Raw genomic sequence first — 24232 nt, 5'->3', positions numbered from 1 at the left:
TGACTCAAATCCGATTTCATTCGTCTTGCTAGCCTTATCGGTACTGGCAATCTGGCGTGGAAATCTCTGGAACGCGTTAGCGACATCTATCGGCTGGATGATCTGGGCGACTCATATTTTTGTCGACGATATGATATATGATCCGCGTCGCACGGCAGCGGACCTAGGATGCGTCGGCCATTCCACCCTGTTCATTGGCTTGGCAATTGCGCTATGTGCTGGGATGGCACTTTATACTGCTTATATTCGCCTGAGGCGATCACACTTAAGGAGACTCTGAATGCTCAAAGGACTAGGCGGCCTGGGCGATATGGCCAAGATGATGAAATCGGCTCAGGACCTGCAGACCAAGATGACTGATATGCAGGAAGAACTGAACACCATCATGGTGGTTGGTGAATCCGGTGCCGGGCTTGTCAAGGCAACAGCCACGGCCAAGGGCGAACTCAAGGGGTTGGATATCGCTCCGTCGATCTTCAACGGCGACGACAAGGAAGTGGTCGAAGACCTTATCCTGGCCGCCATCAAGGACGCCCAGACCAAAGCTACCGAACGCTCTCAGGCGGAAATGGCCAAGCTGACCGAAAGCATGGGCCTGCCCGCTGACATCAAACTGCCGTTCTGATCTCGGTCGTTTCGCAAATACACTCATCGGAGGCTTCCTCCGGCGCCAGACAGGACAGGCCGTGAGCTCAAACAGCGACATCGACAATCTGATCGACCTGATGGCCAAGCTGCCGGGCCTCGGCCCGCGTTCGGCCCGTCGCGCCGTGCTGCACCTGATCCGCAAACGCGCCCTGTTGCTGACGCCCTTGGCGGACACGATGCAACAGGTCGCTGCCACCGCCCGCGAATGCCTGAATTGCGGCAATGTCGGCACCACCGATATCTGTGACATCTGCAACGACGAGGCTCGCGCGACCGGAGAGATCTGCGTGGTCGAAGATGTCTCGGACCTCTGGGCAATGGAACGCGCGGGGGTCTTCAAAGGTCGCTATCACGTTCTGGGCGGCACATTGTCGGCACTGGATGGCGTGGGCCCCGACGAATTGCGCATTCCGAGGTTGAAAGACCGCGTTGTAGCCGAAAACATTACCGAGGTCATTCTGGCCCTGAACGCCACCGTCGACGGCCAAACCACCGCTCACTACATTGCGGATCAGTTGGAGGGGTCGGTCCGCCTGACCTCACTCGCGCAGGGTGTGCCGATTGGGGGGGAACTGGATTATCTGGATGACGGGACGATTACGGCAGCGTTGAGGGCGCGGAAAGAACTCTGACCTGCAATCTAGTTCGGCACTGTCAAACGGTGTTTAGCTTAATTGCTGTCTGGTCATGAAAATATCGCCCCATTTCCTGTCTTCTCCAGACAGATAATCGATACAGTCGGTCGCGTTGATACTATCCAATGATTTGTTCCGATTTCGCATCAGATAGATAAAATCAAAAGCCTCAAGCACCTTGCGAAACGCAACCGCATCGAAATCAGGTTTGGGAATTCGCCAGCCTTCAAAGATCGCCAGATCGACCCGTTTCCAGAAGTTTAGCGGCAGTTCGCTCATCAAGACTTCATCCAGCCCTTGAGTGTCGGATTTCCAGATCAGACGGTGTTTCGTCGCCTCTTGCCCCATGCATTCATCCAGTAGGGCCTCAGAAATCCTTCTGACAGGTGCTTTGATTACGTGATGCTTACGCCCCGTCACCGCATTTTCATTGAACGAAAAGTTTCCACCATTGATGGCATCCATGAAAAAGGTCAGCTCACCCTCTTCCTTGCCAAGGCCGTAGTCGAAAACCGAAGCCGAGGGCAACGCCCTCAGATTTCGCCGCAAGTGCTCGACATTGTCCGGGCTGGGCTCAAAACACGAGGCGGACCTGACGGTTGGGTAGTTGATCAGAACTTGTCGTGAAAACAGCCCCACATTCGCCCCGACATCGATCAGGTGATAAGACCCGGTGTTGCAAACCTGTCTGATAAAGCGTGTCTCATCAAAATTCCATTCCATGCGCTGTGCGACATGCGGAAAGATGGAACCATCGGTCCGAAGCGAGATTTCATTTCCTTTTTCAAACGTGCCGTAAAGCGGGCTGTTTTTCGGAAGCAATAGCTGGACAGACGTGCAGTTCGCGCGCAACAGCGGTATATGTTCACGTTTCACAGGCTGGACTCGCTTTTCGCTTGGTCAGGGTGTTTATGCCTGCCCAGGAACCTGCAGCAAACAGTCTTTCATCACAAGCATTTAACAGCGCTTTGGCAAAAACCTTTGTTGGTAAGTCATTTATCTGATTACCTAAGCGGTTAAGTGTTTCGGCCATATCTGGAGCTTATTCTATGACCCGCCTTCTCGCCCTAACCCTCGCCGCTTTCACGGCCACCGCCACCCTTGCTCAAGACCTCGTCGACAAGGGCTTTGTCGAAGGCTGGAACATCATGATGGACCCAGCGCTTGGGAATGGGTGCCTGATCCAGACGGTGTATCAGGACCTCTCGGTCGTGCGTCTGGGCTATGACGCGCTGGACAATCGCGGGTACTTCACCGTGTTTAACAAGGCCTGGGGCGAGATTGAGCCGGGGCAGAGCTATCCGATCCGGTTCGAGCTGGACGGCAAAAGCTTTGACGCCACCGCCATCGGGTTCAGGCAAGATCGGGTTCCAGGCGCGACGGTGTTCTTCACGGACCGCGACTTCGTGACAGCGATTGCGCAGAACAATACGATGACCGTGTTCAACCCCGAGGGTCAGCCCGTCATGGCGATTGATCTGACAGGAACGGCCAAAGCGCTGGAATATGCGCGCGAGTGTCAGAACAAAGAGCTTTAGCGAATCGGATCAAACAGCGCGTCTTTGGCCGCACAATCGCGGATCACATCCCGTCCACACGGGACCGGGTCCAGGTCCCGGGACAGGCATAGGCGGACTTCTTCGATATAACCTTGCTTGCAAGTGATTGTGATCATGTCACGCTCTAACCCCGGGTTAGCCTTCAAGAACGCCTCTTCGACCACCGAGGCAGGCAATTTGACCGTTGCATCCAGTTTCCGGAACACCTCTGGTCGCTGAACACCACCATAAGCCTCGCGCGACAGGGCGAAATACGCGGGTGCTGACAGGCCCGAACAGGTGCCGTGTTTCTTCCACTGATGCCAGGCCAATCCGGAACTGCCCTGAATATCCTCCATCGCGCGGGTCATGCTGCGCGAGGGCGGGGCCTCGGGCGTGCGGCAATAAGACGGCCAGCCTTGATGAAACTGCGGCCAGAGCCCATGCAAGATCCAGCCATGATCATGCCGCGCATCACATTGATCCGACCTACGTGCGTCCCCTTCGCGGGCGCACCAGTTGGGTGACCAGCTGAGTGACAGGACATAATAGTCAAATTCGCCCGCCTTCTCGCCCTCGGCCTGCGCCGCCGCAGCGCCCAGCAGCGCGAAAACAAAGCCCAGAATCCCTTGGCGCATTCGCCTCTTCCCTTCTTGCACTGGCGCGACTATATACGGGCCAAGTTCCCCGACAACGGAAACCTGCCCCAAAATCCCGGGGCCGCCGAATTCCGGCGACGGGACAGATGTATGTATAGGAGACGGGCTGATGGCAAAACCGCTTATGGCCAAGGCCACCGCCGTATGGCTGGTGGACAACACCACGATCAGCTTCAAGCAGATCGCGGATTTCGTAGGGATGCACGAGTTGGAAGTACAGGGCATCGCCGATGGTGATGTGGCCACTGGTGTGAAAGGCTTTGACCCGATTGCCAACAACCAGTTGACCCAAGAAGAGATCGACACGGCGCAGAACAACCCGCTGCACAAGCTGAAGCTCAAGTTCAACCCCTCGGCCACGGGCGAGGAAAAGCGCCGCGGCCCGCGCTACACCCCGCTGTCCAAGCGTCAGGACCGTCCGAACTCGATCCTGTGGCTGGTCAAGTTCCACCCCGAACTCACTGATGGGCAGATTGCCAAGCTGGTTGGCACCACCAAGCCGACCATCCAGTCGATCCGCGAGCGCACGCATTGGAATATCTCCAACATGCAGCCTATCGACCCGGTTGCTCTGGGCCTGTGCAAACAGTCCGAACTGGATGCCGTGGTGCAAAAGGCCGCCGCGAAGAAGGCCGCCGAAGGTGGCGTCATGAGCGATGATGAACGTCGCAAGCTGGTTTCGACCGAGCAGTCGCTTGAGATGGACGCTGCGCCGAAAATCCCGACGGCGATTGAGGGGCTGGAGACCTTCTCTCTGTCAGACGAACCGGAAGACGAGAAGGAAGACAGCGATCCGATCGTGGATGCTGACAGCTTCTTCAACCTGCCCAAAGGCAGCGGGGATGAAGAAGAAGAGGACGATCAGCGCCCCTGATATGTTTGCCGCCTCGACCTAAACAGGCCGGGGCCTTTCCAACGGAAGCCGAATGCTTAGCGTACTTTCCGCCATTTTTGGCCCACACCACGCCGTTTCGATTTACGCATTCCTCAGGACATGGGGCCTGGGTTTGGCTGCAGGCGTTGGGATGATCGCAATCGTATCCACGCTGTTCCTGCTGGGCGGAGATGGCGAGCACGAGCATCATTCGTTCATGACCGTCCCGGTCCTGTCCGCCACTGCGATTAATGGTGATCTCAGAAATGGCGTAATCGCATCGGTCCGGCTGCCGGATGGTACCGCAGCCTCGATCACTTCTACTGAAGCGCCAATCTCTCAGACGGTTGGCACCAGCGCCTGTATCGAAAAGCGTATCTATGTGGAAAGCGGAGAGCCCAGATACCGCTTCAAACTGCCAAAGTTCTGCGACGCAGGCTGACTTGAATAGAATTGGAACCGCCCGACCTTTGTGCCGGGCGGTTCCCTTTAGAGCGTCTGGAACGCGATCCCGGCGACGATCGCACCGCCAACGCCGAGGCTCAGATAGGTGGCGAAAACACGCGGTTTCACCAGCGACCAGACCGCCGCCATCGCAGGGATCGAGCTCACAGCACCTGCGACCATGAACGACATCGCAGCGCCCGCAGTCATACCTTGTTCCATCAAACCGGCCAAAAGCGGCGGCGCGACGTAGGAGTTCAGGTAGGCAGGCATTCCAACCAGTGCCGCGATTACGATGGGCAGCACACCTTCGCCACCAACAACGCGAGCAATCAGGTCTGCAGGTACGTAGCTGACCAGCAGCGCCTCAAGCACATAGGCAAGCGCCAGCCATTTCAGCAGGAAGACGCCGTTATGCAAAAACTCAGAGCGGAATCGCTGACGTCGTTCGGGTTCCTGCCAGAATTTCCAGACCGGCTTGTCATCCATCTTAGGCCCGCAGCCGCAGCATCCCGCCGGTTTGTATTCCCGCAACGGCTGGGCGAACGCCCCGCTGCGCATCAGAAAGCGAACGGCGAAACCGCCGAACAGGCCCAGTGCAACGGCGGCTATAGCCTTACCAATAGCAAAGGGCCAGCCCAGCGCGCTTGCGGTGATCAACAGAGTCGGCGGGTCGATCAGCGGTGAACTGAGCCAGAACGCCATCACCGCTGACAGCGGTGCACCCAAAGCCAACAGACCGGCGATAAACGGAATAACCTCACAGGAACAAAACGGCGCTAGACCACCGAACAGGGCCGCCAGAAAGATCATCCGTGTTTCGCGCCCTTCAAAGGCCCGCGCCACCATAACTTCGGCCCCTGTAGCCTTGAGATACGAGAGCAACAAAACGGCGAACAGGATGTATTGACCGGTATGCGCAAGCGCTTTGGCCGCAAAGGTCACGACCTCGCCCCAGTTACCCGGGTCCAGGATCGCCACGAGCGTCAGAATTGCAACGATGAGCGCCCAGGGCGTTTTGATCAGGTCAAGCACGGCCTTGGATGACAGTTTCGGATTTTGCGTTAATTCAGCCATCGTTCGCGGCCTTTCCTACCTCATCGACGCAGCATTCACTGAGAATGAATTGCGCCAGATTTCGCAACTCGTCAAAGCAGGCGCGGTTGATCGTACTACGCCCGATCTTTTCCTGCTCGACGACGCCACCGGCAGCCAGAAACCGCAGGTGATGGGCCAGAGTTGACGGTGCGATCCCGGTGCGCGACTGGATTTCACCGACGGTCAAACCCGTCTCACCCGCGCGGACGAGCGTTTTTAGAACCTGTAGCCGGGCCTCGGACCCCATGGCCGAGAATCCCGCCGCTGCGGTTTCCCACATCTTATTTCTCCATTAAACTAATTTTCTAGTTATTTAGTTTGATTCGAGCTGCCCGTCAATCCATTGCCAGAAATTTCAGCAAATAAAGTAAGTCCAGATTGCCCTATCCTTAGGTCCAGCCTATAAGCGCCTATGGCCATCTCGATCGACACATTCTTCCTTGAGCTCAATGGGCAAGGCACCCTGCAAGCACAGATCCAACAGATGATCGCCGAAGGCATTCTGTCAGGTCGGTTCCATGTCGGAGAGAAACTGCCATCGTCCCGGAAACTGGCCGCACATCTGGGCGTCAGCCGTATCACCGTGACGCTGGCCTATACTGAACTGCTGGCTAATGACTACCTGACTGCGAAAGGCCGATCCGGATACTACGTGTCCGAGAATGCGCCGGTGCCGCCAAAATATACGCCTGTTCAACGCAACGAGGAAACCATTGATTGGAACAGCGCCTTGGCTCGTCGGTTTTCAGGCGGGGATTTGTTGTCCAAACCGGCTGATTGGCGCGACTACCGCTATCCATTCATTTACGGGCAGGCCGACCGAACCTTATTCGATCATGCCAACTGGCGGCTCTGTGCTGTTCGCGCGCTTGGGCATAAGGACTTCGCCTCGTTAACCGCCGATTACGTGGATCAGGATGATCCGCTGCTGGTGGAATTCATTGCCCGCCATACCCTGCCCCGCCGTGGCATTGCTGCCCGGCCCGAAGAGATTCTGATCACCATGGGCGCGCAAAACGCGCTGTGGCTGGCCTCACGCGTGTTGCTTACCCACCATCGCACCGCAGTGATCGAAGACCCATGCTATTACTCGCTGCGCAACCTGCTAGATCATTGGGATTGCGATATTACGGCCCTTCCAGTCGACCGGGATGGCCTGCCCCCAGATCAGTTGCCCGAAAACACCGATGTCATCTTCACAACCCCCAGCCATCAAAGCCCGACCACCGCGACCATGCCCATTGCGCGCCGGCACAAACTGCTGGAACGCGCGCGCGAATTGGACGCCATGGTGGTTGAAGATGACTACGAGTTCGAGATGGCTTTTCTGGGCGCGCCCTCTCCGGCACTGAAGTCGATGGATCGGGATGGGCGCGTAATCTATGTGGGCAGCTTCTCGAAATCTCTCTTTCCCGGATTGCGATTGGGGTACATGGTCGGGTCCGAGCCCTTCATTCGTGAAGCACGCGCCCTGCGATCCATGGTGTTGCGTCATCCGCCGGGCCATATCCAGCGGACAGCCGCCTATTTCCTGTCGTTGGGCCACTACGACGCTCAGATCAGGCGCATGTCCAAAGCACTGGCAGATCGGCGTGAAACGCTCGACAAGGCCGTCGAACACCACGGGTTGACCGTTGCCGGGCGGGGCATCATGGGCGGATCATCCCTGTGGATGTCAGCACCCGAAGATGTCGACACCACCAGGCTTGCGCACAAGCTTCAGGGACAAAGCGTACATATCGAACCCGGCCTGCCCTTCTTCTCGGGGCCAGAGCAGCCACAGAACTATTACCGGCTCGGGTATTCTTCCATTCCCCAAGATCGGATCGAGCCTGGGGTAAAGCTGATCGCCGATGCGATCCGGGCCAGCTGATAGCAGACTGGACCTAGTCCGCGTCGCGTTCTGGACCTAACGCCACCCTGCCCTATGGGTCAAAACCAATAGCAACGGCGGGGTAGCGTGCCCGGCCATTCCTCACCTGCCCGGAGATCAGTCACATGAAAATGACCACAGAAGAAGCTTTTGTTAAGGTCCTGCAGATGCATGGGATCGAACATGCGTTTGGGATCATCGGCTCGGCCATGATGCCGATCTCGGATTTGTTCCCCAAAGCCGGGATCATGTTCTGGGACTGTGCCCATGAAGGAAGCGCTGGCATGATGGCGGATGGCTACACCCGCGCCACTGGCAAGATGTCGATGATGATCGCCCAGAACGGCCCCGGCATCACAAACTTCGTCACCGCCGTCAAAACCGCCTATTGGAACCATACCCCGCTGCTGCTGGTCACCCCTCAGGCGGCAAACAAGACCATCGGTCAGGGTGGTTTCCAGGAAGTCGAGCAGATGAAACTGTTCGAAGACATGGTCGCCTATCAGGAAGAAGTCCGTGATCCGTCCCGCGTTGCCGAAGTTCTGACCCGAGTCATCAGCCAGGCCAAGCGTCTGTCTGGTCCGGCGCAGTTGAACATTCCGCGCGACTTCTGGACACAGGTCGTGGATATCGAAATCCCCGAGCCTATCGAATTCGAACGCAGCCCGGGTGGTGAAAACTCGGTGGCGAAAGCGGCTGAGATTCTGTCGAACGCCAAGAACCCGGTCATCCTGAACGGCGCAGGTGTTGTTCTGTCCGAGGGTGGTATCGATGCGTCGATGGTACTGGCCGAGCGTCTGGATGCGCCGGTTTGCGTCGGCTACCAGCACAATGACGCCTTCCCCGGCAATCACCCGCTGTTTGCTGGCCCGCTGGGCTATAACGGCTCGAAAGCGGGTATGGAGTTGATCAAAGAAGCCGACGTTGTTCTGGCTCTGGGCACTCGCCTGAATCCGTTCTCGACCCTGCCCGGCTATGGCATGAGCTACTGGCCAGAAGATGCCACCATCATTCAGGTCGACATCAACCCGGACCGTATCGGCCTGACCAAGAAGGTAACTGTTGGCATCGTCGGTGACGCCGCCAAAGTAGCAAACGGTATCCTGCGTCAACTATCTGACGACGCTGGCAACACTGGCCGTGACGCGCGCAAGGCCAACATCGCGCAGAAGAAATCCGCTTGGGCGCAGGAGCTGACCTCGCTGACTCACGAGCAAGACGATCCCGGCACCACCTGGAACGAGCGCGCCCGTGCTGCAAAGCCGGATTGGATGAGCCCCCGCATGGCGTGGCGTGCGATCCAGCAGGCCCTTCCGCGCGAAGCAATCATCTCTTCCGACATCGGTAACAACTGCGCCATCGGCAACGCCTATCCAGATTTCGACGAGGGTCGCAAGTATTTGGCACCGGGTCTGTTCGGCCCTTGTGGTTACGGTCTGCCCGCCATCGTCGGCGCTAAGATCGGTCAACCGGACGTGCCCGTTGTTGGCTTCGCCGGTGACGGTGCCTTTGGCATCGCGGTGAACGAACTGACGGCCATCGGCCGCTCGGAATGGCCCGCCGTGACCCAGATCGTTTTCCGCAACTACCAGTGGGGTGCGGAAAAGCGGAACTCAACCCTGTGGTTTGACGACAACTTCGTCGGCACCGAACTGGACACGCAAGTGTCTTACGCCGGTATCGCACAGGCCTGTGGTCTGAAAGGTGTGATCGCCCGCACTCAGGATGAGCTGACCGCTGCTCTGAACCAGGCCATCGAGGATCAGAAAAACGGGATCACCACCCTGATCGAAGCCATGATCAACCAGGAACTGGGTGAGCCCTTCCGCCGCGACGCGATGAAGAAGCCTGTTGCAGTTGCCGGTATCGATGCCAGCGACATGGCTGCACAGTAAGCCAGACACGGATCGGAGCCGGAACGTATGACCCTAACGCCCATCGAGCTTTTGCGTCAGAACGTCCCGGCGACCCGGCCTGTGATTTCCCTCTGCGAAGGCAGTGATCCCCGCGTGGTTGCGGGGGCGCTGGCCGCCCATCAGGCCGATCTGGCCGATATCATACTGGTTGGACCTAGGTCCGACGTTGAAGCCGCGTTGCAAGACCACGGCGCTGCTCCGTCAACCGGTATCGCGGTTCACGACCCTGCAACCTCGGACCTGTCGGAGGAATTTGCCCAAACCTATTTTGAGCTGCGCCAGCACAAAGGTGTCGACCTTACGAAGGCGCAGGCGGCTGTCAAAACCCCCTCTGTCTATGCGGCGATGCTGGTCCGCAGTGGCCGGGCCAACGGTACGGTTGGCGGTGCTGTTCACACAACCGGAGACATCGTCCGAGCTGCCATTCATGTGATCGGCATGGCCCCTGACGCCGGAATGGTGTCGTCTTTCTTTTTGATGTACCCACCTGAGAACGCGCAACCCGGTGCGCGCGCAATGATTTATTCAGATTGTGCGCTGCTCATTAATCCAACCTCGGACGAGCTGAGCAAAATCGCAATCGCCTCGGCTGCATCAGCACGCACCTTGCTGCAGGTTGACCCCAAGGTTGCGATGCTCAGCTTTTCGACCAAAGGCAGCGCCCGACATTCGGATGTCGATAAGGTGGTTGCGGGTACGGACATACTGCGCCGTGCTGCTTCTGACTTGGACGTTGATGGAGAGCTGCAATTCGACGCAGCCTTTGTGCCATCGGTCGCGGATCGCAAATCCCCCGGATCATCTGTGGCGGGTCAGGCCAATGTGATGATCTTCCCCAATCTCGACGCAGGCAATATCAGCTACAAGATCACCCAAAGGCTGGGCGGCTACAGCGCGATTGGCCCGGTCTTGCAAGGGTTAGCAAAACCCGCCAATGACCTGTCCCGCGGCTGCAGCGCCGAAGATGTAACACAGATGATCGCCGTGACCGTGCTGCAGGCAAACAGAACATAGACCCAGACTAAACATCGTTCGCAGAACAATATTCTCAAAGCATGAGGAAAGTGACAAAGTCCTCCTGAGCCAACCAACAGGACCCGCCAATGACCCATCAGCAGCCGATCCTTGATACATCACCAAAAGTATCGGACGAGATCCGCAAGACCACCTGTTACATGTGCGCTTGCCGATGCGGCATCAACGTGCATATGAAGGACGGCAAGGTTGCTTACATTGAAGGCAACCGCGATCATCCGGTGAACAAAGGCGTGCTCTGTGCCAAGGGCTCGGCCGGGATCATGCAAGTCAACGCCCCATCGCGCCTGCGCAAGCCTTTGCGCCGGGTTGGTCCGCGCGGCTCGGGTGAGTTCCGCGAGATCGAATGGGACGAGGCGATCAGCACTGCCGTAGGTTGGCTGAACGAACTGCACGAAACGGCCCCACAGAAACTGGCCTTCTTCACCGGCCGCGACCAGAGCCAGAGCTTCACCAGCTTCTGGGCACAGAATTTCGGCACACCCAACTATGCGGCCCATGGTGGCTTCTGCTCGGTCAATATGGCCGCTGGTGGAATCTACACAATGGGTGGCGCCTTCTGGGAGTTTGGCCAGCCCGATTGGAACCACACCAAGCTGTTCATGCTGTTTGGCGTGGCCGAGGATCATGACAGCAACCCGATCAAGATGGGCATCGGCAAGATCAAGGCCCGCGGCGCGCGGGTGATCGGGGTGAACCCGATCCGGTCCGGCTATAACGCGGTGGCTGACGACTGGGTCGGGATCACGCCCGGCACAGACGGTCTGTTCATCCTGTCGCTGATACACGTGCTGATGAAGGCTGGTAAGATCGATCTGGACTATCTGAGCCGGTACACCAACGCGCCAGTTCTGGTGAATGCCACCGAGGGTCCAGAGAAGGGCCTGTTCCTACGCAATGCCGATGGCAAACCGCTGGTAATCGACCGCGTGACCGGCAAGCCAACCGCCTTTGACAAACCCGGCGTGCGCCCGGACCTGTCGGCGACCTACGACAAAGACGGCGTCACGCACCGCCCGGTCTTCCATCTGATGGCTGAAAAATACCTCAGCGACGATCACGCCCCCGAGGCCGTGGCCGACCGTTGTGGCATCCCAGCCAAACGCATCCGCGCCATTGCCGCCGAGATTGCCCGCGTTGCCTTTGATGAGGCGATCGAGCTGGATCATGAATGGACCGACTTCCGGGGTGAAACGCATTCCAAGATGACAGGTCGGCCCGTCAGCTTCCACGCCATGCGCGGAATTTCCGCCCATGCAAACGGGTTCCAGACTTGTCGCGCCCTGCATGTGCTGCAAATTCTGCTGGGCACGGTCGAGGTCCCCGGCGGCTTTCGTTTCAAACCGCCCTACCCCAAACCGGTTGAGGCGCATCCAACCCCGCATGGCGACCGTCGCCCGGGCCGCCCGCTGGAAGGCCCGCATCTGGGCTTCCCGCGTGGTCCCGAAGACCTACTGCTTGACGAGTGCGGCACTCCCCAGCGTATCGACAAGGCCTTTACCTGGGAAAATCCGATGTCGGCCCACGGGCTGATGCATATGGTAATCTCAAATGCCGCCGCGGGTGATCCCTACAAGATCGACACGCTGTTCATGTACATGGCGAATATGTCGTGGAACTCCTCCATGAACACCAAAGGTGTGATGGAGATGCTCACGGCCAAGACAGAAGACGGCAAATATGTCATCCCGAACATCATCTATTCCGATGCCTATTCTTCGGAAATGGTGGCCTATGCCGACCTGATCCTGCCTGACACAACCTATCTGGAACGGCACGATTGTATCTCTCTGCTGGATCGTCCAATCTGCGAAGCGGACGCCGCTGCCGATGCGATCCGCTGGCCGGTGATCGAGCCTGACCGCGATGTGCGCGGCTTCCAATCCGTACTGATCGAACTGGCCAACCGGATGAGCCTGCCGGGCTTTACCAATGAAGACGGCACGCCCAAGTGGAAAGACTACGCAGACTATATCGTAAATCACCAGCGCAAGCCCGGCATCGGCCCATTGGCGGGATTCCGGGGCGAAGATGGCGACAAGGAAGGACGTGGAGAAGTCAATCCGGACCAGCTGAACCGCTATATCGAAAACGGTGGTTTCTACGTGGCTCATATCCCCGAAGGGGCCGATTACTACAAACCATGGAACGCGGCCTATCAGGACTGGGCCGTGGGCATGGGCCTTTATGACAGCCCACAACCTTACTTGTTCCAATTGTATTCTGAACCAATGCGCAAGTTCCAACTTGCCGCTGAAGGGCACGGCGACCGCCAGCCGCCGGATCACCTACGCGAGCGGATCAAAGACAAGATGGACCCGCTGCCGATCTGGTATGAAACTGATCAACAGGGTAACGAAGGCTACACCATCAACGCCCTGACCCAACGCCCAATGGCGATGTATCACAGCTGGGGCACTCAAAACGCCTGGCTGCGCCAGCTCCACGGGCGCAACCCGCTTTACGTCCCAACCAAACTGATGCGCGAACACGGGCTGCAGGATGGCGACTGGGCCAAAGTCAGCTCTCCACACGGGGAAATCACGGTGCCAGTCATGGAGATGGCCGCGCTCAACGACAACACAATCTGGACCTGGAACGCCATCGGCAAACGCAAGGGCGCCTGGGCCCTACAGGACGACGCCCCCGAAGCCACCAAAGGCTTTCTGTTGAACCACCTGATCCACGAACTCCTGCCGCCAAAGGGAGACGGTATGCGATGGGCCAACTCTGACCCTGTAACAGGACAGGCCGCCTGGTTCGACCTCAAGGTCAAAATCGAAAAGGCCGACCCACCATCAGACTCAGAAAGCCAACCCGAATTCGCCTCGATTCAATCCCCGGTTGGCACCGGTCCAAAGGATATCGCATGGAAGGTTGGAAAATGACCCGATCCATTCTTCATCTGGCTAAAAATATCCCGGGGTCTGGTGCAGAACCCCAGCCCACCCTCACTACCAAAGCGGAGGCAAGGCAGGCATGACCCAGCTCCCCAAATCCACCGAACGCAAGATGGGTCTGGTCATCGACCTGGATACCTGTGTGGGCTGCCACGCCTGCGTGATTTCCTGCAAAGGTTGGAACACCGAAAATTACGGCGCGCCCCTGTCGGATCAGGACGCCTATGGGGCCGACCCGTCCGGCACCTTCCTGAATCGTGTGCATTCTTACGAGGTGCAACCGGAACAAGGTACAGCTCAGCTGATCCATTTCCCAAAATCCTGCCTGCATTGCGAGGACGCACCCTGCGTCACCGTCTGCCCCACCGGAGCGAGCTATAAGCGAGTCGAAGACGGGATCGTATTGGTCAATGAAAGCGATTGCATCGGCTGCGGCTTGTGCGCCTGGTCCTGCCCTTATGGCGCGCGCGAGATGGACATGGCCGAAGGGGTGATGAAGAAATGCACCCTCTGCGTTGATCGCATCTACAACGAAAACCTGCCCGAGGTAGACCGCGTGCCTTCATGTGTGCGCACCTGCCCGGCCGGTGCCCGCCATTTCGGCGACCTCGGCGATCCGGACAGCGATGTCAGCAAACTGGTGGCCGAGCGAGACGGCATGGACCTGATGCCAGAAATGGGCACCAAACCGGTTAACAAATACCTGCCACCCCGACCCAAAGATCAGATCGAGGAGCAGGTCGATATTCTCGCCCCGCTCCTGGCCCCCATCGCGGAAGAGCCCAAAGGGTTCCTCGGCTGGCTCGACAAAACACTGGAGAAGCTCTGATGCATCCGGCCCCTTCCGTCATCATCTTTACCACCTTGTCAGGTCTGGGCTTTGGTCTGCTTGTCTTTCTGGGCCTCGGCCTGCCCGAAGTCACGGGCTGGGTTGCGTTTGTGTTCTTTGCGATCGCTTATGCTTTGGCCGTCGGCGGCCTGATGGCGTCGACCTTTCACCTTGGCCACCCGGAACGCGCGATGAAAGCCTTCACGCAATGGCGCTCAAGCTGGCTCAGCCGGGAGGGCTGGTGCGCGGTTATCGCCCTGATCGTTATGGGGTTCTATGCCATCGGGGCTGTGTTTCTTGGGCAGCGTTGGGGTGCACTCGGGTTGCTGGGCGCGCTGTTTTCGCTTGCGACGGTGTTTACGACATCAATGATCTACACACAGCTCAAGACGATCCCACGCTGGAACTTGAAGCTGACACCGGCGATGTTCCTGAGCTTTAGCTTGGCTGGGGGGGCACTGCTGGCTGGCCAGACGTCTATCGCCATACCATTGTTGTTGATCGCTGCGTTGGTCCAGATTCTATACTGGCATCAAGGTGACAGTGCGCTCGCAAACTCCGGAACCGATCTGGGCACCGCAACCGGATTGGGTGCGCGCGGAACCGTGCGTGCGTTTGAGCCGCCGCATACAGGCACCAACTACCTGCTGCGGGAATTCGTCCATGTGGTGGGTCGTAAACATGCACAAAAGCTGCGGATGATCGCGTTTGCGCTGGCCTTTGTCTTACCTCTGCTTCTGCTGATTCTACCGGTCGGAGGTTTGGCATTAAAGCACCTATTTGCGCTGCTGGCCGTGATCTCACATCTGGCGGGCGTTGCCACGTCGCGCTGGTTGTTCTTTGCCCAAGCCGAGCATGTGGTCGGATTGTATTATGGCAAGCGATAGGTAGGGGAGCCAGCCCCCCTCTTGAGCCTGCGGCTCAATTCACCCCCCGGGATATTTCTGGCCAGATGAAGCCTGGATACGGGCTGAAATGGAAAGGGCGGCGCTCGGGGATCGAGGCCGCCCTTTTACTTGGACTTGTTCAGGCTCAGATCAGACCGGCATGGGCCATGGCTGCGTCAATTGCGGCTTTGGTGCTGTCTTCCAATGTGGTCAGCGGCAGGCGCACCTCAGCGCTGCAGCGGCCCAATCTGCTAAGCGCGTATTTAGCACCTACAAGGCCGGGCTCGATAAAAAGGGCCTCGTGCAAGGGCATCAACCGATCCTGATAGGCCAATGCCTTGGCATAGTCGCCTGACAATGTCGCTTGCTGGAATTCAGCGCAGAGTTTCGGGGCCACATTGGCCGTGACCGAGATACACCCGACACCGCCATGGGCGTTGAAGCCCAAAGCCGTCGCATCTTCACCTGACAGTTGGCAGAAGTCAGCGCCGCAGCTTGCACGCTGTTGGCTGACCCGCGCCAAATCGCCGGTTGCGTCTTTTACCCCGACAATACGCGGCAGCTTGGCCAGCTCACCCATCGTGGCGGGCGTCATGTCGATGATCGAGCGACCGGGGATGTTGTAGATGATGATCGGAATATCGGCACATTCATGCAGCGCGGCAAAATGTTCGAACAGGCCGCGCTGAGTCGGTTTATTATAATAGGGCGTCACAACAAGTGCGGCTTCCGCGCCGACTTTCTTGGCAAACTGAACGAAGCGTACTGCTTCAACCGTGTTGTTCGAACCGGCACCGGCAATCACCGGTACGCGACCAGCGGCAGCTTTGACCACTTCTTCCACAACCGTCTCGTGCTCATCATGGCTGAGGGTTGGACTTTCCCCGGTGGTGCCCACGGGGACCAGCCCGGTAGAGCCGGATTCGATCTGCCATTCGAGCAGGTGTTTGAGCGTATCCAAGTCCAACGCGCCGTTTGTGAACGGGGTGACGAGGGCGGGCATAGAGCCTTTGAACATGACACGCTCCTTAAGGTGCAGTTTCCGTGTTTTTTTGCACCGCGGGCCATCACGATTTAGGCTTTGTGAGTTGATCCCGGCGGCGCAAGGTTTATCCTCACAGGCTCTATCCTTGGTTGGTTGGGAAATGCAAGGCATGACACGCGTTCTGGGCCTGATGATGGCCGTGATTCTGTATTCCGCTTTATCGCCACAGGCCGTGCGGGCGGATGCCGCTGCCGATTTGCGTGCCGGGTTAAGCGAGATGCGCAAGGGCGACTGGAACGAGGCGCTGCGCGTGTCGGGGCAGCGCGGATCGGTGTCGCGCGATATCATCGTGTGGGAATGGTTGCGGCAGGGGTTTGGCAGCTCGGGTGATGTGCTGGTGTTCCTGGATCGCCGTCCGGACTGGCCCGGACTGGCCTGGCTGCGCCGTAAAAGCGAGCCGTCTTTTACCGGCGCAGACCCAGATCGCGTCTTGAAATTCTACGCGGATACGCCGCCGCAAACGGCGGAGGGTGCGTTGAACTACGCCGTTGCTCTGATGGCAAAAGGACAACAGGGTGAGGCACAGGCGGATATCGTCACAGCGTGGCGCACCATGCCCATGGGCGCGGGGTTACAGAAAGACTACGTCGAGAATTTTGGCAAGCTGCTGAAACCCCATCACGCAGCGCGGTTGGACCGGATGTTGTGGGATGGCCATCTGGTGAGTGCATCCCAGATGTTACCACTGGTGGGCGCAGATGATCGCAAACTGGCCGAGGCGCGGATTGCGTTGCAAAAGCGTCAACCTGGCGTCGATACAAAGGTGGCCGCAGTGCCAAAGTCGGTTGCGGATGCCCCGGGTCTTGCCTTTGACCGTTTTGTTTGGCGCGACAAGAAAGAGCTGGACGAAAGTGCCGTTGATCTGATGCTGGCCCGATCTACCAGCCCCGAAGCGTTGGGCGAGCCTGACAAATGGGGCGAAGGACGGCGCAGGCTCGCAAGGTTGGAGATGCGGCAAGGCCGACCGGCGCGGGCCTACAAGGTTGCCTCGACCCACCACATGACGCCGGAAATGGGCTATGCCTATGCTGATCTGGAATGGCTGTCTGGTTTTCTGGCCCTACGCAGGTTGAATGATCCGGCCACGGCTGTGCGTCATTTCCAGAATTTCTCGGACGCCGTGCAATCCCCGATCTCGAAAGGTCGCGGGGGGTATTGGCTGGGCCGGGCTTATGCCGCGCAGGGTGAGGCGGAAAAGGCCTATGAAGCTTATGCCATCGGGGCGGATAATCAGACTTCGTTCTACGGGTTGTTGGCGGCTGAACAGATCGGTCGCCCGTTTGATCCTGAACTGGCGACACCCCGCCGTGCGCCGCATTGGCGGCAGGCGGATTTCACAAATTCCAGCGTTCTGGAGGCCGGGCTGCTGCTGTTGAAAGCAGGCGAGGACAATCTGTCCGAGCGGTTTCTGACACATCTGGTCGAAGGCCTTGATCCGGTTCAGGCCGCTCAGCTGGGCGATCTCGCGATTGAGCTAAACGAACCGCATCTGGCGGTCATGATTGCCAAACGGGCAGCCACCGCCGGAACCGTTCTGCCTGCGGCCTACTATCCGGTGCACCCAGTGGCCGATATGGGCCTGCCCATGGCGAAGGAAATGACACTGGCGATCGCACGACGCGAAAGCGAGTTTGATCCGGTTGTGATCAGCGGTGCAGGCGCGCGCGGTCTGATGCAGGTGATGCCAGCCACGGCGAAACTGGTGGCGCAGGAGCTAGGTATCCTCAGCGGTCATCAGACCGGACGCTTGACCTCAGACTGGCAGTATAACGCCAAGCTCGGGGCCAACTACCTGTCAGGGCTGGCAGCTGATTTCAACGGCAACGTAGTCATGATGGCGGCCGGGTACAATGCCGGGCCACGGCGGCCAATTTCTTGGATGGAACGCTATGGCGACCCACGCCGGGGGCAGGTTGATGTGGTCGATTGGATCGAGACCATCCCTTTTAGCGAAACCCGCAACTATGTGATGCGCGTGGCAGAAAGCCTTCCGGTTTACCGCGCGCGTCTGGGCCAACCAGCCCTGCCAATCCCCTTTTCGCAGGAGTTGACCGGCTCAACCCTGGCTGCGTTCGCGCCATAGGGTGAAAAGGCCCGCGGCCACAACAACCGCCGCCCCGACAACCACCTCGGGGCGCAGCACTTCACCAAAGACCGAAATGCCCAGGATCGCGCTCCAGACCAGGTGGAAATAGGCAAAGGGTTGAACGGCGCTGGCCTCGGCCATCTCATAGCACTTGATCAGCAGCCAATGCCCAAGCGCCCCGCTGACGCACAACACCGCCATCCAACCCCAATCGCCTTGCGCCATGGGTTCCCAGAACCACATGCCAACAAGCGTCATGGCGACCGCACCGGATACACCGGTCCAGAAAAAGCTGGTGGCCGTACTGTCCTGACGCGCGGCATAGCGGGTCAGCAAGCCGTAAAGCGCGAACATCAGGGCTGAGATCAACGGAATGATGGCCCAAGGATTAAAGACTCCGACCCCCGGCTGTAGGATGATCAAAACACCAACACAGCCCACACCAATCGCCGTCCACCTACGCCATCCGACCCTTTCACCCAACACCGGGCCGCTCAGTGCCGCAACGAGCAGCGGATAGCAGATAAAGACAGCCATGCTGTCGATCAGACCCAGAATCGTAAAGCTGAATACGGCAACGCAGATTTCAGCCGCCAGCAAGACGCCCCGAAAGATCTGCAATCCGAGTTGGTTGGTCCGGGTCGTTGCCCTCAACCCGCCGGGCGCGCGCGCAGCCAAGGCGATCACGAAGGCCGCAAAGAACCAGTAGCGGATCATCACGACCATGTACGTATTATAGGACTCGGCCAGATGACGAGAGATTCCGTCCTGCAAGGCAAAGACGATTGTCGCGCCAATCATCAACGCAACGCCCGCGCGCGTATTGTTCTGCTGTGTCATGCTTTGACCGCCCGTGTCATATGACGTTTGCGGCCATAGCCGGGGGTTCTGGTCACTTGGAATCCCGCCTCTTCCAATCCGCGCCGCACGAAACCGGCGGCGGTATAGGTGGCCGCCGTACCCCCTTGAACCGTGTGATCTGCGACCTGCTGCATCAGGTCTGCACCCCAAAGCTGGGGGTTCTTGGCGGGTGAGAACCCGTCCAGGAACCAAGCATCTGCCTGCCCCTGCCAATTCTGTAATGTCTGGCGTGCGTCGCCTTCGATGACAGTTAGCGCCAGCGTATCGAGAACGCACTGTTTCCCTGTCCACTTCTCCAGAAATCGATCCACCCATGGCGCCAATTCAGGGAATGCAGCCAAAGCGCGCCGGATATCCGCCGTATCCATTGGAAAGGCTTCGAAGCTGGTGAACTGCAGCGGGGTCGTTTGGCCAACCTGTTCCCATGCAGACCACGCGGTGAGCATATTCAGCCCGGTGCCGAAGCCCAGCTCTGCAATGTGAAAACCGGGGGCAAATCGCGCAGTCAGGTCGTTGCCCTCAAGAAAAACATGCCGCGTCTCCTCAACCCCGTTTTGCAACGAGTAGTAAGGGTCGTCGAAGCGATCCGAGACGGGTATCTGATCCTCGGTCCACGTGACCTCGGCGCGCTGGTCTGCCATCGGGGAATCCTGTAGCTAAGCGGCGCGACACTGAACAAGGAAAAGGAGTTTGGCAATGGTCGATGTGACCGTCAAAGGCGCCGGGATTTTCGGCTTGTCGATCGCCTGGACCTGCGCGCAGCGCGGCGCGAAGGTGCGCATCATCGACCCCTTTGGGCCGGGCGCTGGCTCCAGCGGCGGTCTGGTCGGCGCTTTGGCCCCGCATGTGCCTGAAAACTGGAACGCCAAGAAGGCCTTTCAGTTCGACAGCCTGATCATGGCCGAACCGTTCTGGGCTCAGGTCGAGGCCGTCGGCGGTGTCTCTGCCGGGTACGGGCGTTTAGGTCGCATCCAGCCGATTGCCGACCCGCGCAGCCTCGATCTGGCGCGCGCGCGTGAACACACCGCGCAAGAGCTGTGGCAAGGCCGTGCCGAATGGCGGGTAATCGAGGTGGCCGAGGCCGGATCATGGTGCCCGCCCAGCCCGACCGGCTATGTCATTCATGACACGCTAACCGCCCGCATGCACCCGCGCCGCGCTTGCGCCGCGCTGGTCGCGGCTTTGGCGGTTATGGGGGTAAAGTTGGTCACTGACGCACCCGATGCAGGTCGGGTTGTACACGCCACCGGACTGGCCGGTCTGAAAGAGCTAAACGAAGCCTACGGCAAAACTGTCGGCAATGGCGTGAAAGGTCAGGCGGCGCTATTGCGGTTTGATGCGGGCGCGGTACCGCAACTGTTTGCAGATGCGATCCATATCGTTCCCCATGCCGACGGGACGCTGGCCATCGGCTCGACCTCGGAACGCGACTATGACGATCCCGCCAGCATCGACAGCGCGCTGGACGATGTGATCGAGCGTGCGATGCAGGCGGTTCCGCTGCTGCACGGGGCCGAAGTGATCGAGCGGTGGGCCGGTGTCCGTCCGCGCAGCAAAAGCCGCGCGCCGATGCTGGGCGAACACCCCCTGCACACAGGTCAGTTCATCGCCAATGGCGGATTCAAGATCGGTTTTGGCATGGCCCCGAGAATTGCCGAAGTCATGGCCGATCTTATGCTGGATGGGCGGGATACGATCCCGGATGATTTCCGGCCCGAAGCCTCGCTTTGACCCGACTCTATGCGCTCAGGTTCCGCAGCTTCTGCATCAATGTCCCCAGCGTCTGCTCATAGCGCGCACTGGTCAACCTGCCCTGGTCATCAAACTCGTTCGAACTGTTGGCCAGGTGGATTTCCGGACCCTGCAAAATCAGCGGCTGGAACGGTACCATATAGGCCCGCAGGATCATCTGGGCCCGTTCACCCCCTGCACGACCCGCAGCGGCCGACATAACCGCAACAGGCTTGTCGGCCCATGGGTTGCCTTCGGTCCGGCTGACCCAGTCCAGCGCATTTTTCAGAACACCGGAGGGACCCTTGTTGTATTCCGGGGTCGAGATGATCACCGCATCTGCCTGCTCGATCTGAGCCCGCAGTGTTTGAACAACGGCAGGAATACCCTCGCCTTCCTCAAGATCGCCATCATAAAGCGGCAGGTTCAGGTCGGCCTCGACAAACTCGGCGGGATCAAAAAGCCGAGCAGCCTCACGCAGCAATTTGCGGTTGGTTGCGCTTTGGCGCAGGGACCCAGACAGGCCCAGTAGGATCGGTTTGGACATCAGGGGAAACTCCGTTTCGTTGTTTCCCCATAGTTAGACCGGGACAAGCGCGATCCAAACCCCATTCCGTGCACAGGCCCTGCGCGATCAGGCGTTTCCGCTGGGAACGATCACGATTTCAACCCGGCGGTTCTGCGCTTTGCCCGCCGGTGTCAGGTTCGACGCAACAGGATTGTTTTCACCCTGCCCGATGGTTGTGATGCGGTTGAAGCCGACGCCGTTGGCTTGCAGAATGTCCGCGACCGCATTCGCACGACGGACCGAGAGGCCCTGATTGTACGCGGCATCGCCATCGCTATCGGTATGGCCGATGATCTGCACATTCGAGTTCGGGTAGTTCACAAGGTTCTGACCGACCTTCACCAGGTCCGAGCGCAAGGCCGGGCGCACAGTGGCGCTGTCAGTGTCAAAGGTAATGTCGTTTGGCACGGTTACGATCAGGCGATCCCCGGCATTCACAATTGTGATGCCATCGTTGGCCAGCTGCTGGCGCAGTTCGGCTGCCTGACGGTCAAGCTGATTGCCTATCAGACCACCGCCTGCCGCACCAATTGCGCCGCCCGCCAACGCGCCCAGTAACGGGTCCGAGTCATTGGCAATGGCCCCGACCCCTGCCCCGACCAGACCGCCAATAAGCGCACCTTGTTTGGCATTCTGGTTAGGATCACCGGGCGCATTCAACGTACCCGGATCGGTACATGCTGCCAGCGCCAGGGCCGAGCCCAGCCCAGTTGCCACAAAAAACTTGGAAATCGTCATGATATCACCTTCTGCTCCGGCCCCCGGTTTGTTCGGGTTTGCCCTGTTCAGCCCATTATATCATGGGGACTACGTACAGGCTCAAGCAACAATGCGGTGAAGTCGGCGAATACCTGCCCAACCGCACCGATCAAGCGGTTTCGACATGGCTGTCCCAACGGGTCTGTTCCTGCCAGAGAGTGCGCAGGGAGTCACCCTGGCCACAAAAGCTCTCGTCAATGCTTTCACTCGCCCAGATACGGTCCGTTCGAAAATGGCGAAACCCGCTGCGCAGCTCGCACCAGCCAGCCAGCATCGTGCATTCAATATGGTAGATCAACGCAACGGGGCGGACGACGCGAATGGTGTGTTCCTCTGCCCCATTCACATAAGTGATGCGGATTTTCTGTTCGCTGCGAATGGCCTCTCGATAGTTGGCAACCGGCACGCAGCCTTTGGCCGGATCATCCGGCGGCGTTCCCCAGGTCGAGACCTGCAGCCAGCGCCGTGGTGTGTCATGCAGCGCGTCGATCTTGCGGCAGATGCGGCGGGCGGCTTCTTGCAGCTCACTGTCGCCGGTGCGCGCCAAAAGCGACAGCCCCACCCAAAGGGCCTCAACCTCTTCCGCATCGAAATTCAGCGGCGGCAGATCATACCCGCGCCGCATAAGATACCCGATCCCCGCCTCGCCTTCGATGGGGGTGCGCTGCGCCTGCAGTGCCGCGATATCACGGTAAACTGTGCGCGCCGAGACTTCGAGCTTGGCCGCCAATGCCTCGGCCGTCACCGGCGCGTCAGCCGCACGCAATATCTGGATGATTTCGAACAATCGGGTCGAACGGCGCATGTTTTTCTCCCTCAACGCTACTGACACATTAGCACGCCCCACTGACAAGGGGGTGTCAGGAGTGATGGGCGAAGCTGGAACAGTCCCGAAAAAGGAGTGATGGCATGCCCTATCTCGACAATCACGTCATGATGACCCTGAAACTTGGCCGCTGGTCGCAGGACCATACGCTGCGCGCCTTCGAGATTGAACGCGAGCTTGCGCAGGCAAGACAGCCTTGCCAAGCCAGAACAAGAAAGCGTAGGCGCCGCTTCTCATTGGGTAATCTGAAAATGCTGTGGACCAATACAGCCTGAAGTCAGAAATCCGCCGGTGCCCTGAATTTCATCGAAACCCCACCCTCGGGGTGTTTCAGACGCAACTCTTCGGAATGCAGCATCAGGCGCGGGAAATCGCGCGCAGGGCCTTCGGCATAAAACGGGTCACCCAATATCGGGTGGCCCATCGCTAACATATGAACTCGCAGCTGGTGTGACCGCCCGGTCTTGGGAAACAGGCGCATACGGGTACTCTCACCTTCATGTTTCACAACGCGCCAGTCGGTCACGGCTGGTTTGCCGGTCTCATGACATACCATCTGACGCGGGCGGTTGGGCCAGTCGACGATCAGCGGAAGATCAACGGTTCCAGTTTTACCTTTGACCAGCCCCCAAACGCGCGCAACATAGGTTTTTCGCGTCTGACGTTTCTCGAACTGCATGCTCAGATGCCGTTGCGCATGAGGGGTCTGGGCGAACACCATAACGCCCGAGGTATCCCGATCCAGCCGATGCACCAGCAAGGCTTGCGGAAACGCAGCCTGCACACGGGTCAACAAACAATCCGCCAGATGATCACCCTTGCCCGGAACCGACAGCAGCCCCGAAGGTTTGTTGACCACGATCAACTGCGCATCTTCATGCAGCACATCCAGCGGTGTATTTGGGGGATCATAGGCCTCGGTCATGCGCGCCTGCCTAACGCAGGGCGCACCCTACCGCAACGTCTTCCTTGCGTGCCACAGGGTGTTCGTGAACCCTTGGACCCAGCAAGGGAGAGAGG

Annotated in this window: 26 protein-coding genes; 14 read left to right on the top strand and 12 right to left on the bottom strand. The window is 58.8% G+C overall.

The window, feature by feature from the left end; genetic code table 11:
- Positions 1 to 280: 280 nt before the first annotated feature.
- Together ACR0JE_RS11445 and recR are read left to right on the top strand one after the other, a co-directional pair.
- Positions 281 to 625: a YbaB/EbfC family nucleoid-associated protein gene (locus tag ACR0JE_RS11445; protein ID WP_480864253.1), complete on the top strand. Its 345-nt coding sequence runs from the start codon at positions 281 to 283 to the stop codon at positions 623 to 625.
- A 61-nt stretch (positions 626 to 686) separates the two neighbouring features.
- Positions 687 to 1280 carry a recombination mediator RecR gene (gene recR, locus ACR0JE_RS11440; protein ID WP_480864252.1) on the top strand — a complete coding sequence of 198 codons (594 nt, stop codon included), beginning with the start codon at positions 687 to 689 and terminating at the stop codon, positions 1278 to 1280.
- A 33-nt stretch (positions 1281 to 1313) separates the two neighbouring features.
- Here recR and ACR0JE_RS11435 read toward each other — a convergent pair whose 3' ends face one another.
- On the bottom strand, positions 1314 to 2159 hold the full coding sequence (locus ACR0JE_RS11435) for an FkbM family methyltransferase (protein WP_480864251.1): 846 nt from the start codon (positions 2157 to 2159) through the stop codon (positions 1314 to 1316).
- Positions 2149 to 2316 carry a hypothetical protein gene (locus ACR0JE_RS11430; protein WP_480864250.1) on the bottom strand — a complete coding sequence of 56 codons (168 nt, stop codon included), beginning with the start codon at positions 2314 to 2316 and terminating at the stop codon, positions 2149 to 2151. The genes ACR0JE_RS11435 and ACR0JE_RS11430 overlap by 11 nt, the downstream gene beginning before the upstream one ends.
- Positions 2317 to 2332: 16 nt before the next feature.
- On the opposite strand from ACR0JE_RS11430, the gene ACR0JE_RS11425 reads away from it, so the two are divergent.
- On the top strand, positions 2333 to 2821 hold the full coding sequence (locus ACR0JE_RS11425) for a hypothetical protein (RefSeq protein ID WP_480864249.1): 489 nt from the start codon (positions 2333 to 2335) through the stop codon (positions 2819 to 2821).
- Here ACR0JE_RS11425 and ACR0JE_RS11420 read toward each other — a convergent pair.
- Positions 2818 to 3459, bottom strand: coding sequence for a ribonuclease T2 family protein (locus ACR0JE_RS11420; protein ID WP_480864248.1), 642 nt, complete (start codon positions 3457 to 3459; stop codon positions 2818 to 2820). The two genes, ACR0JE_RS11425 and ACR0JE_RS11420, sit on opposite strands and share 4 nt — an antisense overlap.
- 130 nt (positions 3460 to 3589) lie before the next feature.
- Between ACR0JE_RS11420 and ACR0JE_RS11415 the strand changes: the two genes are divergently transcribed.
- Together ACR0JE_RS11415 and ACR0JE_RS11410 are read left to right on the top strand one after the other, a co-directional pair.
- Positions 3590 to 4354, top strand: a complete 765-nt coding sequence (locus ACR0JE_RS11415; RefSeq protein ID WP_480550792.1) for a DUF1013 domain-containing protein — start codon at positions 3590 to 3592, stop codon at positions 4352 to 4354.
- Between the two features lie 52 nt (positions 4355 to 4406).
- On the top strand, positions 4407 to 4796 hold the full coding sequence (locus ACR0JE_RS11410; RefSeq protein WP_480864247.1) for a hypothetical protein: 390 nt from the start codon (positions 4407 to 4409) through the stop codon (positions 4794 to 4796).
- Between the two features lie 47 nt (positions 4797 to 4843).
- On the opposite strand, the gene ACR0JE_RS11405 is transcribed toward ACR0JE_RS11410, so the two are convergent.
- Positions 4844 to 5875, bottom strand: coding sequence for a permease (locus ACR0JE_RS11405; protein WP_480864246.1), 1032 nt, complete (start codon positions 5873 to 5875; stop codon positions 4844 to 4846).
- Positions 5868 to 6176: an ArsR/SmtB family transcription factor gene (locus ACR0JE_RS11400; protein WP_480864245.1), complete on the bottom strand. Its 309-nt coding sequence runs from the start codon at positions 6174 to 6176 to the stop codon at positions 5868 to 5870. The genes ACR0JE_RS11405 and ACR0JE_RS11400 overlap by 8 nt, the downstream gene beginning before the upstream one ends.
- A 132-nt stretch (positions 6177 to 6308) precedes the next feature.
- Here ACR0JE_RS11400 and pdxR point away from each other — a divergent pair, with 132 nt between their 5' ends.
- The 6 genes from pdxR to ACR0JE_RS11370 all read left to right on the top strand — a co-directional run bounded on the left by pdxR (position 6309) and on the right by ACR0JE_RS11370 (position 15336).
- Positions 6309 to 7769, top strand: coding sequence for a MocR-like pyridoxine biosynthesis transcription factor PdxR (pdxR, locus tag ACR0JE_RS11395; RefSeq protein WP_480864244.1), 1461 nt, complete (start codon positions 6309 to 6311; stop codon positions 7767 to 7769).
- A 125-nt stretch (positions 7770 to 7894) separates the two neighbouring features.
- Positions 7895 to 9664, top strand: coding sequence for a sulfoacetaldehyde acetyltransferase (gene xsc, locus ACR0JE_RS11390; RefSeq protein ID WP_480864243.1), 1770 nt, complete (start codon positions 7895 to 7897; stop codon positions 9662 to 9664).
- A gap of 27 nt (positions 9665 to 9691) precedes the next feature.
- Complete coding sequence (pta, locus tag ACR0JE_RS11385; RefSeq protein ID WP_480864242.1) at positions 9692 to 10699, top strand: phosphate acetyltransferase; 1008 nt, start codon at positions 9692 to 9694, stop codon at positions 10697 to 10699.
- An 89-nt stretch (positions 10700 to 10788) separates the two neighbouring features.
- Entirely contained in the window at positions 10789 to 13608 is a 2820-nt protein-coding gene (locus ACR0JE_RS11380; RefSeq protein WP_480864241.1) for a molybdopterin oxidoreductase family protein, read from the top strand.
- 91 nt (positions 13609 to 13699) lie between these two features.
- Entirely contained in the window at positions 13700 to 14449 is a 750-nt protein-coding gene (locus tag ACR0JE_RS11375) for a 4Fe-4S dicluster domain-containing protein (RefSeq protein WP_480864240.1), read from the top strand.
- Positions 14449 to 15336, top strand: a complete 888-nt coding sequence (locus tag ACR0JE_RS11370) for a dimethyl sulfoxide reductase anchor subunit family protein (protein ID WP_480864239.1) — start codon at positions 14449 to 14451, stop codon at positions 15334 to 15336. The genes ACR0JE_RS11375 and ACR0JE_RS11370 overlap by 1 nt, the downstream gene beginning before the upstream one ends.
- A gap of 145 nt (positions 15337 to 15481) precedes the next feature.
- On the opposite strand, the gene dapA is transcribed toward ACR0JE_RS11370, so the two are convergent.
- Positions 15482 to 16354 (bottom strand): 4-hydroxy-tetrahydrodipicolinate synthase, encoded by an 873-nt coding sequence (gene dapA / locus ACR0JE_RS11365; protein ID WP_480864238.1) that lies wholly within the window; start codon positions 16352 to 16354, stop codon positions 15482 to 15484.
- A 136-nt stretch (positions 16355 to 16490) separates the two neighbouring features.
- Here dapA and ACR0JE_RS11360 point away from each other — a divergent pair, with 136 nt between their 5' ends.
- Complete coding sequence (locus tag ACR0JE_RS11360) at positions 16491 to 18464, top strand: lytic transglycosylase domain-containing protein (RefSeq protein ID WP_480864237.1); 1974 nt, start codon at positions 16491 to 16493, stop codon at positions 18462 to 18464.
- On the opposite strand, the gene ACR0JE_RS11355 is transcribed toward ACR0JE_RS11360, so the two are convergent.
- Both ACR0JE_RS11355 and mnmC2 read right to left on the bottom strand, forming a co-directional pair.
- Entirely contained in the window at positions 18438 to 19307 is an 870-nt protein-coding gene (locus ACR0JE_RS11355) for a DMT family transporter (RefSeq protein ID WP_480550770.1), read from the bottom strand. The two genes, ACR0JE_RS11360 and ACR0JE_RS11355, sit on opposite strands and share 27 nt — an antisense overlap.
- Positions 19304 to 19969 (bottom strand): tRNA (5-methylaminomethyl-2-thiouridine)(34)-methyltransferase MnmC2, encoded by a 666-nt coding sequence (mnmC2, locus tag ACR0JE_RS11350; RefSeq protein ID WP_480550768.1) that lies wholly within the window; start codon positions 19967 to 19969, stop codon positions 19304 to 19306. Before mnmC2 ends, ACR0JE_RS11355 begins: the two co-directional genes overlap by 4 nt.
- A 55-nt stretch (positions 19970 to 20024) precedes the next feature.
- On the opposite strand from mnmC2, the gene ACR0JE_RS11345 reads away from it, so the two are divergent.
- Positions 20025 to 21059, top strand: coding sequence for an NAD(P)/FAD-dependent oxidoreductase (locus tag ACR0JE_RS11345; protein ID WP_480550766.1), 1035 nt, complete (start codon positions 20025 to 20027; stop codon positions 21057 to 21059).
- A 7-nt stretch (positions 21060 to 21066) separates the two neighbouring features.
- Here ACR0JE_RS11345 and ACR0JE_RS11340 read toward each other — a convergent pair whose 3' ends face one another.
- The 3 genes from ACR0JE_RS11340 to ACR0JE_RS11330 form a co-directional block, all read right to left on the bottom strand.
- Positions 21067 to 21606: an NADPH-dependent FMN reductase gene (locus tag ACR0JE_RS11340; RefSeq protein ID WP_170533307.1), complete on the bottom strand. Its 540-nt coding sequence runs from the start codon at positions 21604 to 21606 to the stop codon at positions 21067 to 21069.
- A gap of 87 nt (positions 21607 to 21693) precedes the next feature.
- The gene (locus tag ACR0JE_RS11335) at positions 21694 to 22365 is read right to left on the bottom strand and encodes a YiaD family glycine zipper/OmpA-like lipoprotein (protein WP_480543048.1); all 672 of its coding nucleotides are present in this window, start codon (positions 22363 to 22365) and stop codon (positions 21694 to 21696) included.
- Positions 22366 to 22495: 130 nt separating this feature from the next.
- Complete coding sequence (locus tag ACR0JE_RS11330; RefSeq protein WP_480864236.1) at positions 22496 to 23191, bottom strand: helix-turn-helix transcriptional regulator; 696 nt, start codon at positions 23189 to 23191, stop codon at positions 22496 to 22498.
- Between the two features lie 104 nt (positions 23192 to 23295).
- Here ACR0JE_RS11330 and ACR0JE_RS11325 point away from each other — a divergent pair, with 104 nt between their 5' ends.
- Positions 23296 to 23487 carry a hypothetical protein gene (locus tag ACR0JE_RS11325; RefSeq protein WP_480864235.1) on the top strand — a complete coding sequence of 64 codons (192 nt, stop codon included), beginning with the start codon at positions 23296 to 23298 and terminating at the stop codon, positions 23485 to 23487.
- Positions 23488 to 23489: 2 nt separating this feature from the next.
- On the opposite strand, the gene ACR0JE_RS11320 is transcribed toward ACR0JE_RS11325, so the two are convergent.
- The gene (locus tag ACR0JE_RS11320; protein ID WP_480864234.1) at positions 23490 to 24137 is read right to left on the bottom strand and encodes an RluA family pseudouridine synthase; all 648 of its coding nucleotides are present in this window, start codon (positions 24135 to 24137) and stop codon (positions 23490 to 23492) included.
- Between the last annotated feature and the right edge of the window lie 95 nt (positions 24138 to 24232).

It is taken from the genome of Ruegeria sp. H3 (assembly GCF_056533095.1).
The sequence above is the reverse complement of the archived record's forward strand: the minus strand, read 5'-3'. Positions and strand labels throughout refer to the sequence as shown.

What these genes read in the sequence shown, in the direction of transcription:
- ACR0JE_RS11445 (WP_480864253.1), top strand. Translation starts at nt 281, where the DNA reads ATGCTCAAAGGACTAGGCGGCCTGGGCGATATGGCCAAGATGATGAAA.
- ACR0JE_RS11430 (WP_480864250.1), bottom strand. Translation starts at nt 2,316, where the DNA reads ATGGCCGAAACACTTAACCGCTTAGGTAATCAGATAAATGACTTACCA.
- ACR0JE_RS11425 (WP_480864249.1), top strand. Translation starts at nt 2,333, where the DNA reads ATGACCCGCCTTCTCGCCCTAACCCTCGCCGCTTTCACGGCCACCGCC.
- ACR0JE_RS11420 (WP_480864248.1), bottom strand. Translation starts at nt 3,459, where the DNA reads ATGCGCCAAGGGATTCTGGGCTTTGTTTTCGCGCTGCTGGGCGCTGCG.
- ACR0JE_RS11415 (WP_480550792.1), top strand. Translation starts at nt 3,590, where the DNA reads ATGGCAAAACCGCTTATGGCCAAGGCCACCGCCGTATGGCTGGTGGAC.
- ACR0JE_RS11410 (WP_480864247.1), top strand. Translation starts at nt 4,407, where the DNA reads ATGCTTAGCGTACTTTCCGCCATTTTTGGCCCACACCACGCCGTTTCG.
- ACR0JE_RS11405 (WP_480864246.1), bottom strand. Translation starts at nt 5,875, where the DNA reads ATGGCTGAATTAACGCAAAATCCGAAACTGTCATCCAAGGCCGTGCTT.
- ACR0JE_RS11400 (WP_480864245.1), bottom strand. Translation starts at nt 6,176, where the DNA reads ATGTGGGAAACCGCAGCGGCGGGATTCTCGGCCATGGGGTCCGAGGCC.
- pdxR (WP_480864244.1), top strand. Translation starts at nt 6,309, where the DNA reads ATGGCCATCTCGATCGACACATTCTTCCTTGAGCTCAATGGGCAAGGC.
- xsc (WP_480864243.1), top strand. Translation starts at nt 7,895, where the DNA reads ATGAAAATGACCACAGAAGAAGCTTTTGTTAAGGTCCTGCAGATGCAT.
- pta (WP_480864242.1), top strand. Translation starts at nt 9,692, where the DNA reads ATGACCCTAACGCCCATCGAGCTTTTGCGTCAGAACGTCCCGGCGACC.
- ACR0JE_RS11380 (WP_480864241.1), top strand. Translation starts at nt 10,789, where the DNA reads ATGACCCATCAGCAGCCGATCCTTGATACATCACCAAAAGTATCGGAC.
- ACR0JE_RS11375 (WP_480864240.1), top strand. Translation starts at nt 13,700, where the DNA reads ATGACCCAGCTCCCCAAATCCACCGAACGCAAGATGGGTCTGGTCATC.
- ACR0JE_RS11370 (WP_480864239.1), top strand. Translation starts at nt 14,449, where the DNA reads ATGCATCCGGCCCCTTCCGTCATCATCTTTACCACCTTGTCAGGTCTG.
- dapA (WP_480864238.1), bottom strand. Translation starts at nt 16,354, where the DNA reads ATGTTCAAAGGCTCTATGCCCGCCCTCGTCACCCCGTTCACAAACGGC.
- ACR0JE_RS11360 (WP_480864237.1), top strand. Translation starts at nt 16,491, where the DNA reads ATGACACGCGTTCTGGGCCTGATGATGGCCGTGATTCTGTATTCCGCT.
- ACR0JE_RS11355 (WP_480550770.1), bottom strand. Translation starts at nt 19,307, where the DNA reads ATGACACAGCAGAACAATACGCGCGCGGGCGTTGCGTTGATGATTGGC.
- mnmC2 (WP_480550768.1), bottom strand. Translation starts at nt 19,969, where the DNA reads ATGGCAGACCAGCGCGCCGAGGTCACGTGGACCGAGGATCAGATACCC.
- ACR0JE_RS11345 (WP_480550766.1), top strand. Translation starts at nt 20,025, where the DNA reads ATGGTCGATGTGACCGTCAAAGGCGCCGGGATTTTCGGCTTGTCGATC.
- ACR0JE_RS11340 (WP_170533307.1), bottom strand. Translation starts at nt 21,606, where the DNA reads ATGTCCAAACCGATCCTACTGGGCCTGTCTGGGTCCCTGCGCCAAAGC.
- ACR0JE_RS11335 (WP_480543048.1), bottom strand. Translation starts at nt 22,365, where the DNA reads ATGACGATTTCCAAGTTTTTTGTGGCAACTGGGCTGGGCTCGGCCCTG.
- ACR0JE_RS11330 (WP_480864236.1), bottom strand. Translation starts at nt 23,191, where the DNA reads ATGCGCCGTTCGACCCGATTGTTCGAAATCATCCAGATATTGCGTGCG.
- ACR0JE_RS11325 (WP_480864235.1), top strand. Translation starts at nt 23,296, where the DNA reads ATGCCCTATCTCGACAATCACGTCATGATGACCCTGAAACTTGGCCGC.
- ACR0JE_RS11320 (WP_480864234.1), bottom strand. Translation starts at nt 24,137, where the DNA reads ATGACCGAGGCCTATGATCCCCCAAATACACCGCTGGATGTGCTGCAT.